Origin of the sequence: Pseudoalteromonas sp. C2R02 (assembly GCF_018860845.1) — a bacterium.
GTDB lineage: Bacteria > Pseudomonadota > Gammaproteobacteria > Enterobacterales > Alteromonadaceae > Pseudoalteromonas.
The window spans coordinates 79,183-94,237 of sequence record NZ_JAHKQC010000031.1; the positions used below are offsets into that span (position 1 = coordinate 79,183).

Annotated in this window: 8 protein-coding genes; 5 read left to right on the plus strand and 3 right to left on the minus strand. The window is 32.7% G+C overall.

From position 1 onward, the window contains the following. The 5 genes from KO527_RS12280 to KO527_RS12300 all read left to right on the plus strand — a co-directional run bounded on the left by KO527_RS12280 (position 1) and on the right by KO527_RS12300 (position 12,309). Positions 1–1,635 carry a response regulator gene (locus tag KO527_RS12280; protein ID WP_216040591.1) on the plus strand — a complete coding sequence of 545 codons (1,635 nt, stop codon included), beginning with the start codon at positions 1–3 and terminating at the stop codon, positions 1,633–1,635. Continuing rightward, on the plus strand, positions 1,626–5,867 hold the full coding sequence (locus tag KO527_RS12285; RefSeq protein ID WP_216040592.1) for a transporter substrate-binding domain-containing protein: 4,242 nt from the start codon (positions 1,626–1,628) through the stop codon (positions 5,865–5,867). Before KO527_RS12280 ends, KO527_RS12285 begins: the two co-directional genes overlap by 10 nt. Before the next feature lie 51 nt (positions 5,868–5,918). Continuing rightward, complete coding sequence (locus tag KO527_RS12290) at positions 5,919–10,457, plus strand: EAL domain-containing protein (RefSeq protein WP_216040593.1); 4,539 nt, start codon at positions 5,919–5,921, stop codon at positions 10,455–10,457. Positions 10,458–10,516: 59 nt separating this feature from the next. After that, the gene (gene gltS / locus KO527_RS12295) at positions 10,517–11,710 is read left to right on the plus strand and encodes a sodium/glutamate symporter (protein ID WP_216040594.1); all 1,194 of its coding nucleotides are present in this window, start codon (positions 10,517–10,519) and stop codon (positions 11,708–11,710) included. Between the two features lie 191 nt (positions 11,711–11,901). Then, on the plus strand, positions 11,902–12,309 hold the full coding sequence (locus tag KO527_RS12300; RefSeq protein ID WP_216040595.1) for a hypothetical protein: 408 nt from the start codon (positions 11,902–11,904) through the stop codon (positions 12,307–12,309). A gap of 67 nt (positions 12,310–12,376) precedes the next feature. Here the strand turns inward: KO527_RS12300 and arsH are convergent, their stop codons facing one another. The 3 genes from arsH to KO527_RS12315 form a co-directional block, all read right to left on the minus strand. After that, positions 12,377–13,078 carry an arsenical resistance protein ArsH gene (arsH, locus tag KO527_RS12305; protein ID WP_216040596.1) on the minus strand — a complete coding sequence of 234 codons (702 nt, stop codon included), beginning with the start codon at positions 13,076–13,078 and terminating at the stop codon, positions 12,377–12,379. 266 nt (positions 13,079–13,344) lie between these two features. Then, positions 13,345–14,172: a prolipoprotein diacylglyceryl transferase gene (locus KO527_RS12310; RefSeq protein WP_216040597.1), complete on the minus strand. Its 828-nt coding sequence runs from the start codon at positions 14,170–14,172 to the stop codon at positions 13,345–13,347. A 130-nt stretch (positions 14,173–14,302) separates the two neighbouring features. Further along, on the minus strand, positions 14,303–14,968 hold the full coding sequence (locus KO527_RS12315; protein WP_216040598.1) for a transporter substrate-binding domain-containing protein: 666 nt from the start codon (positions 14,966–14,968) through the stop codon (positions 14,303–14,305). Between the last annotated feature and the right edge of the window lie 87 nt (positions 14,969–15,055).

The following is a 15,055-nucleotide window of genomic DNA, read 5'->3' on the forward strand; positions in this document are numbered from 1 at the left end:
ATGTCGATCTCAAAAACAAACAATGCAAACTTTTTTAAAAATAAAAAAGTGTTGGTACTCGATGATTGTCAAATTATTTTAAATGCCACGCGCTTAATGTTAGTTCGCCATGGTTGTGCGCCAAATAATATTATTTTAGTTAAAAATGCTAAAACAGCATTATCCGCATGCACCACTCACAAGTTTGATTTTATACTGTGTGATTACAACTTAGGCAGTGGCAGTGATGGCTTACAGTTAATTGAAGAATTAAATAAAAAAAACCTGTTACCAGAAAATACCGTTGTATTTGTGGTTACCGGGGAAATGAGTAAAAGTGTATTTTATGGTTTTTCTGAATATGAGCCTGATGGATACTTAATTAAACCATTAAATATCAATTCAATTGTTACGCGTTTAATTAACTGCTACCGACAGAAACAAGTCGTCAAAAAAGTCCGAAATACCTATCTGAAAGAAGGTAAACAAAGTGCTTTTGAAATGTGCAAGAAGTATGAAAAAGCCCCTGCTGTTGCATATATCAAAGCACGAATATATGAAGACGAAAAAGATTTTGCAGCCGCACAAAAAATATATATTAATTTAATTAAAAATAATGACAGCAAAGCACGTCTATTATTGGCTACTTTATTATTAAATGAGAAAATATATGATATGGCACTCAAAGTAATTGAGCCTTTAATTAAAGATAAAAAATTTAGATTCAATGCTTTACAGATACAGTCAAAATGTTTTTTAAAACAAAATAAAATGCAAGATGCTTTAGATGCCTTATTAGCAATTTGTGAGATTTCGTCAAATAATGTTGAGCGACTGTTGTGTGTTTATAATTTATCACTACAGCTAGATCAAAGTGACTTATTGCCTATTTTAAGTAATAAAATAAATACAAGATTAACAAACTCAATTTGGAATACAGTTGACTACTCATTAAATTCTGCGCGATGCCATTTAATTTGTGCCGAAAAAGAGCAAGATCCATTGAAACGGAATACACATTTAATGGAGTTCAAAAAACGCTTAAAATTAACTGAAAAACAATTTCGCCTTTCTGATTATCAATTTCATAGAGATTTATTAAATTGTCGTTTTCAATTGCTTAACGGTAAGATCAAAGATGCACTTGCAATCTACCAAGCATATTTAGATGAGAATCAGCTAAAAACACATGATTTTTACGCGTATCTAGATGAACAACATATTATGCAATCATTAGGTAAAAAAAGGGAAATTTTACTGCCTCCTTTAACAACATCAGACCTAGATTTAACCAAAAAGAGTTTACTTAATTCGCAAGAACAATTTCAAAGAACTAGAGATAATAAAATAACCCTTTTAAAACGTGAAGCTGCAATGGCAAGTCAAACAGACGATTTTATATCAGTAGTTAACCAGTGGTTAGCAATTTGGGAGCTAAAACCTTTTGAAATCAATTCGGCTTTAGCATTAATTAAAAGCTTTTCTAATGCACTGCCTATGTCTGTACCTATCACAAAACTAAAACAAGTATATTTTGAGGCAAATCAGACTGTTGAGTTAAGTCTATCAAAAGCACAAAGACCCTTATGGTTCGTAGAAACTAATCAGAATGTAAAACAAGCCATTGATCAGCTGGAAACTCACTCATGTCATTAGAAATACGATACATATTAATATATTTCATCTTTTTAATATTTACGATTAATGTAAACGCATCTAATGCAACGGGAACAGTTTTCACATCACAAGAAGCCAGATGGTTAAAACAAAAGAAAAAACTTGTAGTTGGTATAATAGATTTTGAATACCCCCCTTATGTTATTCACACTAATGAAGGTAAAGTTTTAGGGATATACTCTGATTATTTAAAATTAATATCAAGTGAATTAGGCTTAGCTCTTGAATATAAATTTATATCCTCTGTAAAAGGCATTGAAAACCAATTAAAAATAGGTGCGGTTGATATAGTAGCCGGTTTATCAAAAACAAAAAGAAGATCTTCGTTTATTAAATTCTCCGATGCATTCATGAGTATTCCACGATCTATTTTAGTAAATAAAACGAAACAATTTAATCCTAATAGCAAATTAAATGATTTTCGAGATGTTAGTTTTGCTGTTGAACGAGGTTTTGCTACCCAGGCTAAATTAAATGACTACCTGCCCCATTCAAAAACATTTGATGTTACAAGTACCGAAGAAGCGATTAGTGCTGTCAAATTTGAGTTAGCTGACGCTTATTTAGGTGATCATATTCTTAATAACTTTATTTTAGATAAAGGACAAAATAACAACTTAAAATTAATAACAATAACTGATATGCCTTCAGATATTTCAAGGTTTGCTGTATCTGCCAATTTAGGTATTTTACAGACCACCATTAATAAGATTTTACCATCTATAGATCAAGCAACTCATGCTTATATCAGGGCTAGATGGAATAAGTCTAATTTAACCCATAATCAGAGGAAAGTTGCTTTAATACTATCAAAAGAAGAACAAGCTTGGTTAAATTCACACAAAACAATCAAATACGCTGCCTTCACAAATTTACATCCTTTTGCTTATTTAGAAGATGGAGTTCAAACAGGACTAACAATTGATTTAATTAAAACTATACAAGAAAAATTAGGTGTGACGTTTGAACCTATACCAGTAACTTCATGGTTCGATGCGAGTACTAAACTTAGAAATGATGAAATACATTTATTACCTACATTAAGTGAATTTCAAGCCAAATCTCATAATTTATATACATCAAATCGTTATCATGTATCACCTTGGGTTATTCTGACTAAAGCAGATAATGATATTACATTCGAACAAATATTTACTGAAAATTTAAAACTAGCTGACTTCTCTGGTGTCTTAACAAATAAGCAAATATCACTAAAGTTCCCTAAAGCTAATATCTTAAATACACAAGATATAGAGCATAGTATTTCACTTATTAAATCTGGTGAAGCGGATTTTATGTTTTCTCTACTTCCTAATATTTATCCTTGGTTACAAGGTGAGAATGCTGGTAAATTCAAAATTATTAACAATTTAACTGCAGATCAAAACGTAGATATTCATTTTGGGAGTACAGAAAAGAACAAGGTATTGCTAAATATTATTAACAAAGTACTTAACGAAATAGGTAAAAATGAACTCGATAAATTAAATCAAAAATGGTCAAAAGTAAATATTAAACAATCAACTGACCTCCAAGATCTTCTTTTCTATATTTTCATTGCTTCAGTATTGGTGATCATTGTCATTTTTAGCATCTTATATTGGAATCGTACCCTTCAATTACAAGTGACACAAAGAACCAAAGCTGAGCAAAGAGCTATCAAAGCTGAATGTGAACTTAACTCTGTGACTGATGCGATACCTGGTGCTGTTACACAATTCTCAATTAATGAAAAACATCAGTTAGAGTTTAGTTATTTAAGTCGTGGGATTGAACGCTTTTGTCCTTTTAGTCAGTCCCAGATAATGGCTAGCCCAGAGTTGTTTTTTAGTGCGATTATTCCAGAAGATAGAGATAAATTAATTGAAACTAAGAGAATATCAGCTTCTGAAGGTACAGAAATTGACGTTGAATTTAGAGCATCATTTGATAAAAACAGTTTAGATTGGCTGCATATAACAGCCTTTCCAACCAAGATTAATAATAAACGAATATGGAATGGCGTTTTACTCAATATAAATGAACGAAAACAACAAGAGTTTGCATTATCAAAAGCTAAGGTCGCTGCAGAACAAGCTGATAAAGCTAAATCTCGCTTTTTAGCTATGATGAGCCATGAAATCAGAACACCACTCAGTGGCATCATTGGTATGATTGAGCTGTTTTCATTCTCGTCTTTAACTAAAAATCAATTAAATGACTTAAATTCAATTGATAATAGCGCCAATAATTTATTACATATTTTAAATGATGTATTAGATCATTCAAAAATGGAAACTGGTGAATTTAATGTTGAAAACATTGAATGTGATCTTCTTGAGTTGTCAGAAAATATTATAAAGCATCATGCCCATACAGCAGCATCAAAAGGCTTATCTTTATATTTAGACTTTGATCCCAAGCTTAATCACAAAATTTTCACAGATCCTATGCGCTTGTTACAAATATTAAATAACTTAGTATCGAACGCCATAAAGTTTACAAAAACGGGCCATGTCACACTGTCACTAGAGCAAACGTTACTAAACGAAACAGATCAAACAATCTGCTTTAGCATCAAAGATACCGGCATAGGGATCTCACCCAATGATCAAAGAAAGTTGTTTACACCTTTTGTACAAGCACAAGACTCTACATCACGCCAATATGGCGGAACTGGATTAGGACTCGCAATATGTAAAATGCTTGCTGAACGCTTAGGTGGCGAAATTATAATAAACAGTATATTGGGCAAAGGAACTGAATTTTCATTTAACCTCACCCTTGAATATATTGATGAAATATTTGCGCCTCACATAAATCAAGATTTACCTTTTGTGTTAATCGATAAAAATAACCGAGCGAGTAGGAAAATCATAAATTACTTCTCTAACTGGAAAATCCCTTTAGTTGGTTTACCATTTAACAATCACAATATAGAAAAATTTAAAGCAACTTTGCCTCAAGGTAAATGCATTTTTATTTGTGATGAGCTAATCATTTCGCAAAATAACTTAATAGCAGAAAACACTCAGTCTATTTGGGTAGAGTTAAGTAAACGAAACTTTTCACCTGAACCTGGTAAACATATTATTTCAACAGCACCTTTACTGATCACTTCTTTAATTGAAACGCTTAATCAAGCTCAAAATGAAAGAAATGATGAGCTATATGAAATCGTTTCTTTTGATGAAATTCTACCAACAGAACAATTATCAAGACATCAAGCTGAACACAATGGAAAACTTATATTAGTTGCTGAAGATCATCCAACAAACCAAATGGTAATAAAAAGGCAACTTGAGAAACTAAATTATTATGCAGATTTTGTCGACGATGGTTTACAAGCGTTACAAGCCATATCCAAAAATAGCTATGGTCTGTTATTAACTGATTGTCATATGCCTCACTTAGATGGTTATGAACTAACAAAAACATTACGAAGTCAGAATAACCAAATTCCCATTGTTGCCCTAACTGCAAATGCACTGACTGGTGAGTCTGAGCATTGTGCATCTTTAGGTATGAATGATTTTTTAACTAAACCTGTCTCTATTAATTTACTAAAACAAGTCATTGAAAAATTCTTACCTGATCACAATACCTTAGAGTTTTCTAAAAATACTGATGGCTGTGATGAAGCGTTATTACAAGGAGATGGTCTTGAAGATGCCCTACAAAGCATTCTCAGCCACCCTAGTGATGTTAATGACGAAAATAATTGTGATGCTTTAATATTTAATACCGCTGATTTGGAGCTTGATTTTATTGAGGTTGAAGATTTTGATGCCGATTTAGAATCAATCCTAAGTAACACTGAACAAGCTCAAATAAAAACGCTACCAAATGTTGACTCTAACTCAATGACTACAACAGATATCATTGATATGAATAAACTAAATGAAATGTTTGGTGATGCTGATGTAATAGAAACTTTATTACAGGAGTTTATAGTCACAACACAAGAATCAATTAAAGAAGTTTGCGCTTTAATAAAGGATAAACAACTAGAAGATATCGCACTAATAGCGCATAGAATCAAAGGAGCTGCAAGCATGATATCTGCAACTAATTTAAAGAAAGCATGCCAAGTGCTTGAAAATGATTGTAAAGATAGCAACCAAGTTTCTGTACAAAAAAGCTTTAATGTTATGACAAACGAATTTACCCGATTTAACCAGCATTACCCTATTGCGTTAGAGAGTTTATCTAGCGCTACTGAACAAATCTAGGCAATGGGCATGATTAATATTTATAGATATTACAAGATAGAAACTTTATATATGAAGTTTATTTTAACGTTTACATTAATATTTTTTTTAAATCACAGTAGTGCAAGCAGTGATTTCCATAATTTAAAATTACAGCAGCTGTCTGTTGAGCAAGGGCTAACGCAAGGTACAATAAAAATCATATTGCAAGATCAATCAGGTCTTATTTGGATTGCAACAGAAAATGGCATCAATGTGTATGATGGTTATCATTTTAAAAAGCTCATAGGCCCAGATGGCGGATACAAAAGCTTTAAAGTTAATGTATTAAAGCAAGATTCTCGAGGGTTAATTTGGATTAACTTTTCTCAAAAAGGTTTATATACTTTTGATCCACAAAAAAATAAATACACACTTATATTTAAAAATGAAATTGATGACAATGCCTCTTTTGTTACCGATTTAATAGAAGGTAATAATGGTGATATCTGGATCACAACTGCAAAAAAAATATTAAAGTATAATTTTCATTCACATAAAATATCTCATTCAGTGGATTTAACTAAAAAACTCCCAAGCATAACAAAAATATCTACTGTGACCATTAGTAATAACATTTTATATATCGGTACAGAACTAGGCGTATTTGTATATGATGTAATCGATAACCTTATTCGTAAAATACCTGATTTTATAACAAATTCAAACAATGACTTAGCTTTTAATCCCATAGAAGCACAAAAAATATATGCACAACATGTTTATGATGATCGTGTTTTATATATGGCCACTAACGACGGTGTTTTTAGTTTAAATATTGAGAATATCTCACAATTCATTAAACAAGAGCAACAGTTAAACTCTCCTAAACTGATTGGTAAACACATTTCTACCTGGTCTATTTTCGCTCAAGACAAAGACTTATATTTTGCCACCGAAACAGGCCTTTGGCACCTTGATATGACTACAAATACAATTAAACGCATGTTTGGTTTTAGTGATGCTGTTGAGTATTTATCAAGTGATCATTTATTATCTATCATGATCGATCAACAAGATAACTTTTGGCTAGGCTCATCAGCTACTGGTGTATATAAATGGGACCCCAAAAGAGAATTAATTACTAACTTTCAGCACATGAAAAATAACGACAAGAGCTTAAGTCATGGTGAAGTTTGGACAGTTTTACAACATAATACTTTTAAGGATTTATTATGGGCTGGCACGGCAAATGGTCTTAATTTAATTGATCGTCGAAATAACAAAGTATCTCGTTTTTTTAATGGTGTTCGGGTTGAAAAATCATATTCTGAAAATCACATATCTGACATAATTCAATTTAATAGTTCTACTTTATTATTAAATACAGCAAGAGGTATCCGTTTTTTTGATACTAATAAAAATCAGTATATAAAGCTTAATACAAGTAATGAAATTCAGTTATTATTTGAAGAAGGAAGTGGCTTCATAACTAAATCAGGTGAATTTTGGCTTCATAACCCTAAAGGTATTTTCAAAATATCCATCGATAATAATGAAGTCAGTCATTTTAAAAGCGCCAATTCTAAATTAAACCTTGATACTATTTATAGTATCTTAGGTTACTTACCCAACTCTAATTTACTTTTATTATCCTTTTGGGATGCCATGTGGTCATTAGATGTTTCAACAGGAATTTATACTCAAGTTTACCGCCATGATAACAGTTTAAAAAGTGAATATCCCTATATACTTAACTGGTTAGTAGATGATGAAATTTTATGGTTAGTTTTTTATAACAAAGGCTTAGTAGGTTTATCTCTTGATGATATGTCCATTAAATATCAATTCAACAACGAAAATTCAATAATAGATAATGTAATATATGGCATTAATAAAGATTTAGATGGCGATCTTTGGTTCTCAAGTCACAGTGGTGTTTATCTATTAGATAGCAAAACCCATCATATACGCCATTTCGATACAATTAATGGTTTTGCAGCAAGTGAGTTTAATGGCAATGCAACAACTCAATTATCAGATGGCAGCTTTGCATTTGGCTCAACCGCTGGTGTCAGCGTATTTGATCCTATGAAACTTAAAAAAACCATTACAAATACACAACTACCTGCGAAGATCACTGGAGTTGAAGTACTCTCTAGAACAATAAATTCACCGCTACTTTTTGACAAAAATCAGATAATAAAATTAAAACATGATGATATTGGCATAAAAATCAGTTTTTCAAATTTAAACTATCAAAATAATGGGCACGTAAAATATAAATATAAACTAACTGGGGATAGTACACTCACTTACCCTGAATCATTTGAAAATCAGGTTGTTTTTCCTAATCTTTCATCAGGCAAACATATTTTTGAAGTACAAGTACAGAGCCCAATAACGGGAACCTATTCTTCCCCGAGTAAACTCACTTTAATTGTAGATTATGCCCCTTGGTTATCTCCTTTTGCCTATACAATTTATGCCATTATACTCGGAGTATCAGGTGCTAAATGGTTTATATATCGCCAAAAACAAAGAGCTGAGTTACTTAATGCGCATGAACAAGTTAAGCAGCGCGAACATAGACTTCAATTAGCCCTTAAAGGAAGTAATAGTGATGTTTGGGAGTGGCAATTAAAAAATAATCATCAATACTCCGAGCGACTGTCAAAAGAGCTAGGTTATGATAACGACACCTCCTCTGTTTCTATGCCACAATATTTTAATTTAATTCACCCAGATGATATAGAGCAATATCTTGAAACTTGGCTTAACTTTGTTAATAAACAATACGATTTGGACTCTGAACAAGACAACTTTTCATGTACTTACAGACTAAAAAGTATAGAAGGAAATTGGTTATGGTATCGCGATCTTGGCAAAGTTGTTTCTACAAATAACGAAGGTAAAGCGACTAAAATTACAGGTGCTTATAGCAATATAACCCAGACTAAAGCTGATGAAGAGCGCTCCCAATATTATGGAGAAGCATTTCAAAACACCCAAGATTGGGTGATGATTATCTCTGAAGACTGTCATAAAATGATTGCGAACCAAACATTTTACCGTGCTTTTGATTTGCCCCATTCAGAAATAGGTTTTGACCCAAAGTATTTGGGTTTTGAACCCAAAAGAGTTGCGCAATATAACCAACTAATAGATTCATTAAATCAGAATGAACACTGCCGTACTGAAGAAGTAATCCAAATGCCTGATGGGTCACAAAGAAATGTTATTATTAATATCAGTATGTGTAAAACTGTTGGCCAAAAAGGCTATCATTATCTATGTGTTATGACCGATATAAGTGCATTAAAAAAAGCTGAAAAAGAGTTAATACACTTAGCAAGTTATGATCATTTAACAAACTTACCAAACCGTACTTTACTGTTAAATAGAGTGAATCAAACCATCAGCTGTGCACAACGAAATGATACAAGCTTTGCATTATTGTTTATTGATTTAGACAGGTTTAAGCAAGTGAATGATTCTTTAGGGCATGCTGTGGGTGATATATTACTAAAAGAAATCGCAAATCGATTAACCTCGTCTTTAAGAAGTAACGATACTGTGGCTCGCCTTGGTGGTGATGAATTTGTTGTTTTATTAGATATCGGTGTTGATCAAAAATCTGCTAGCTATATTGCGGATAAAATTATTAAAAAGATTCAAAAACCAGTTAAGTTAAACGATACAATTGTGAGTGTTGGTGCCAGCATAGGTATTTCTTTATATCCTAATAACGGTGATTCTAGTGATAAATTGCTCAAATCAGCTGATTTGGCTATGTATAGTGCCAAGAATGTTGGACGAGATAATTATAAATTTTATACGCCGCAAATGAACATTGAGGCTACAGCGCGACTTGAGAAAGAATCGAATATCAAAATGGCGCATAATAATAATGAATTTATTAATCATTATCAGCCAATTGTGGATGGCAGACATAATAATGCTGTTGGTGTTGAGTTATTAATGCGTTGGGATAGTCCAAATGGTCTGATCTCCCCTTTTCAATTTATCCCAATTGCAGAGGAAATTGGCTTAATAATTCAAATGACAGAAGCTGCTTTAGTACGCGGGTTAACAGATCTTAAAAAATGGCAAAAAACACACCCTGACTTTTATTTATCTATCAATTTATCACCTAAGCATTTTATGCAAGATAATTTAGTTGAATTTATACAATCACAATTGTCGTTATTTGATATCTCAAGTGAGACATTACGGGTAGAAGTGACTGAAAGCATGCTAATATCAGATCCTAAAAAAGCAATCAAGATTATGTGTGACCTTTCTAAAACAGGCGTAAAAATCGCGTTAGATGATTTTGGTACCGGCTTTTCGTCATTGTCTTATTTAAAGCAATTACCTTTAGATATCATAAAAATAGATAGAAGCTTTGTAATGGGTATTAATGAAAACCCAGCTGACGAGGCCATAATTGATGCAACATTAGTATTAGCTAAAAGCTTAAATATGGCATGTATTGCAGAAGGTATAGAAACACAACTACAACATGACTATTTAATTGACCGAGGTTGTCATTTAATACAAGGGTATTATTATAGTAAACCTGTTAGTGCCCAGTTTATCTTAAATAATAAAACGACTAATGTCGCATAATATCGCTTATCAAGCAGTGCTTGAGGACCTATTTTTATAGTATAAGGATCATCATAAGTATGGAGTTTTTTCCAAGACAAACAGTCATAATTGCCGTATTAGTATTGTTCTTAGGAAAGTTTTTAACTAAGCGTATAAATGCTTTAAAAGCGTTTAATATTCCCGAGCCTGTCACTGGTGGTATGTTAGCCTCAGTATGTTTTAGTCTTATTTATGTTATTTTCGACTTCAACATTAGTTTTTCTTTAATGCAAAGAGATGTTTTATTAGTGATATTTTTTACTACGATAGGTCTAAATGCTAAATTTTCGACTTTATTGGAAGGAGGAAAATCACTTGTTATATTACTGCTATTAGCAATTTGTTATTTGTTTTTACAAAACCTAACTGGTATTGGCGCGACTATGCTGACGGATTTACCACCGGCAACAGGTGTTTTAGGCGGTTCAGTATCCCTTAGTGGTGGCCATGGTACAGCAATAGCTTGGGCACCTAGTTTTGAAAACCGATTTGGTGTGATTAATGCTGCTGAAATAGGCATTGCATGTGCCACATTTGGCTTAGTATTAGGTGGTGTGATCGGTGGCCCAGTCGCTAAGTATCTAATCAATAAACATAATTTATCATCTACAAGCAAAGCACAATTGAGTGTTGGCATAAAGAATGAAAAACAACAATCAATCAGTGTAGATTCTGTTTTAACCTTATTATTAGTATTGAGTATTGCAGTAGGATTAGGCCTTAACCTACATAAATTATTAGCTTCAATGGGCGTCATGTTACCCATTTTTGTACCCTGTTTATTTGCAGGTATTTTATTAACTAACTCTGTTCCTTTAATTTTTAAAAAAATCTCTTGGGTAAGTCAAACACCCACTCTGGCATTAGTAAGTGATCTGAGTTTAGGTTTATTTTTAGCTATGTCTTTAATGAGTTTACAATTGTGGGCATTAATTGATTTAGCAGGTCCAATATTACTCATATTAGCTGCACAACTCATTTTAACCCTCAGCTTTAGTATTTTTTTCGTTTTTAGATTTTTAGGTAAAAACTATGATGCAGCGGTGATCACATCAGGCTATGCAGGGCTTGCCTTAGGTGCAACACCAACAGCAATCGCTAATATGACAGCTGTTACAAAAAAATACGGCGCATCACCAAAAGCCTTTATTATAGTTCCGCTAGTTGGCGCATTTTTTATTGATTTAACCAACGCTGTTATTATCCAAATGATGCTAAATTGGATAAATTGAGCGCAAATGTAAAGTACCTTCAAATATTATTTTTATATTTGAAGGTTACCCTCCGATAACCATGAAAAACCCACCTATAGCACACAATAAACAGCCGCTAATCACTTTTAGTACCCAATAACTTTACATTCATTGCAATTGAATATAACTTGTACCCACAACAAAAACAAATCATAGCAACAGGAAAAATAATGAAAAAATTAATCGCTTTATTGTGTCTTTCACCATTGACTGCATTCGCAGCTTCAGCAGACTTTGATATTCAAAAATTGTTAAAGCCGGTGAGCAAATCTATTCTTGCCGAAGGTCCAGAAGCATCTAGTTGGTGTGATGGCATTTTGATAAGAGAAAGCTATCAAGTATGTGATGAAAGACCGATTTATGAAGATAAAGAAATCACTGAATGTCATTACGAAGCCATGCCTTCAGAAAAAACATACTCGTTTACCACGCCAGGTAGATATCAATGTCAAGGCCCTGTATACATTGGCAATGTTCGATACGATTTAACACAAACAGAATGGCGTACAGATAAAGTGAAAATTGGCGTTGAAAAGTATAATTGCCGTACCCAAACACGTTGGGTATGTGAATACTAAAATGAAATAGTATATAACGAGAGTGATTCCACTGTCGTTATATACTCAAAAATTAATAATATGATATTCAAACGGTTTCCAAAATTTCTTTTGTGCGTGTCATTTGATACTCAGATATATTTTCAGAATATCTATGAGTTAACTCCTCAGTATTACCACGTACTAGTAATGTAGTGCGAAATAATTCTTCCATAACATCCACAACCCGATTACGATAATTTGAATGTTTCATAGATCCGTCTTCATTAAATTCTTCATATGCCATAGGAACAGAAGATTGATTTGGAATAGTGAACATTCTCATCCAGCGACCTAAAGTTCTTAGGTTATTGACCACGTTAAATGATTGTGATCCCCCCGATACTTGCATAACAGCAAGCGTGCGCCCTTGAGTAGGACGAACGGCACCCATACTTAGCGGGATCCAATCAATTTGATTTTTGAATACTGAAGAAAAATTACCATGTATCTCAGGGGAGCTCCAAACCATAGCTTCTGACCATATTGCAAGCTCAACTAATTCTTTTACTTTTGGATGGCCTCTTGATTCACCATCAAAAATTGGTAAATTTGTTGGATCAAAAATACGTACTTCAGCGCCAAATTCTGTCAAGATCTTAGCACTTTCTAACGCCAACTTCTTACTGTAAGAACCTTCTCTTAATGAACCGTATAAAACTAATACTCTTGGGGCATGTGTTTGGGTTGTTGCCGATTTTAGCTTTTCAGTAATACTTGCAACTGAGTGCTTTGGTAAATTATTAAACATAAGATACATCCCTAATTCTAGAATAATCAAAATATTATACTGACAATGCGCATCAGTCAATATAATTCCATAATTACCGAAATATATTGACGCTTTAAATTTGGCTCATGTTAGACAATTCAGGGAGGAATTATATTAAACGTATAGAATTTTCTATGTACAAATGAGATTATGTGATGAAATTATTTAGAATTTTGATAGCAATTGATTTAACTAGAATTACAGAATATTGGCTGAATTAACAGCCAATATCTAATAGGAGGGTTTTACTTACTTTGTTTTAAAGATTTGACTAAGAAGAATAAGCCAGCGCTTAGTACAACGAGTGAAATGATTTGTGATTGAGATAACTCAAAACCTAAAACATCGTATCTTGGATTAATACGAATAAACTCAACCATAAAGCGATTCACGGCTGATAATATTAAGTACATAGCAAAAGTGAAGCCAACTGCTGACGCTTTAAACTTGAAACAAGCGCGTAGTATAAAGAAGCTAACAAAGGCTAATAGCGTTTCGTACATAGGCGTTGGGTAAACACCTGGCACAGGTATAAGCTGCCCTGCTACATTATTATCGTAAGTTTGAGTCCAAAACCAGTCAGGTAACCAACTCGGTTTTGCTGCCATATTCACTTTTTGACCCCAATCACCATCACCTGATATTTGACACCCTATTCTTCCTATACCATAGGCAAGCATTATGTAAGGAGCAGCAATGTCAGTTGCTGATAAGATTGCAATTTTCTTGCGTTTAAGCATAAATATGGCTGTGATAAAACCTAAAATTAAACCACCATAAATTGAAAAACCACCACGCGAGAATAATTGGTCCGCGATACCATATTCTCTAAATTCAAAAACATGTAATAGTTTTGCACCTATCAAACCACCTACAAAGGCATAAAATATGGTGGTTTCAAAATATTCACCATCCAAATCTTTAACATTAAGTTCTACTAATTTCTTTTTACCAAAATGCAATGATATCAATAAAGCTGAGATCACTAATAGGCCAAACATAGGAATAAACTGTGTGCCAGTATCAATACCGGTTAAATCCAGTAAGACACTTTCTAAATAAGGATAAGACATGATAATTTCCGTTAATCAAAGCTGGAGATCAGCTATTTTTAAAGTAGCCTACTTATCGCAACAAAAATGTCAATATAATCACATACTTTTATAATTATATTCTTCTTAATAATAAGCACAATACAGTAAATCATTTGATACTTTTTAACTCACTGTATTTAGAATTTTTAACTAAACCATTATTTATTTTCAAAGGCTGAACTTTCATATTTATATATTTATGAGAGTTATCTAGCATATATTTATTAAACCTCTGCTCATCAAAAAAACCAACCACTCGACCCTTAATCACTAAGTCTATTCTTGGGTTCGCATTATCCATTTCTATAAATTTACTAGCAAAAACCTGATTCTTACGGACTAACTCATTAAATTCTTCACCAATATATGTACCTTTTCGTTTACCAAAAAAGTAAGGTAGCCCAGCTATATTCTTAAATGTGGTGATAGTTTCGATTACTTCATTTGAGGTTATCAAAGAGAGGGTTTCACTTCTAATTGGCCCAATAAATTCAATTGCTTTTAATCTATCTTGTGTAATGGACATTTGTGATAAGCCATCTAACTTACCATCTTTTAATAATTGAACACCTTGACCAAACGAAACTTCTATATATTCTTTATCGCATTTAATTTCTGCCATCAAATAATTAAATATATCTATATCAATACCTGACCAAGTACCTTCACTATCTTTATGACTATAAGGTGGGTACTCCCTAACGCCAACTTTTAATTCACACGCGGACACTGCGTGTATAAATAAAATCAAAATACATAACAAAAGCTTTAACACTTAATTTACCAACTAAACTGAATATTTAATAAGTATAGAAGAGATGACTTATTTTCCAGACATAATCTCTATTACATATGGTATTAA

Coding starts and splice junctions, on each gene's coding strand:
- KO527_RS12285 (WP_216040592.1), top strand. CDS start 1,626: ATGTCATTAGAAATACGATACATATTAATATATTTCATCTTTTTAATA.
- arsH (WP_216040596.1), bottom strand. CDS start 13,078: ATGTTTAATAATTTACCAAAGCACTCAGTTGCAAGTATTACTGAAAAG.
- gltS (WP_216040594.1), top strand. CDS start 10,517: ATGGAGTTTTTTCCAAGACAAACAGTCATAATTGCCGTATTAGTATTG.
- KO527_RS12280 (WP_216040591.1), top strand. CDS start 1: ATGTCGATCTCAAAAACAAACAATGCAAACTTTTTTAAAAATAAAAAA.
- KO527_RS12310 (WP_216040597.1), bottom strand. CDS start 14,172: ATGTCTTATCCTTATTTAGAAAGTGTCTTACTGGATTTAACCGGTATT.
- KO527_RS12290 (WP_216040593.1), top strand. CDS start 5,919: ATGAAGTTTATTTTAACGTTTACATTAATATTTTTTTTAAATCACAGT.
- KO527_RS12300 (WP_216040595.1), top strand. CDS start 11,902: ATGAAAAAATTAATCGCTTTATTGTGTCTTTCACCATTGACTGCATTC.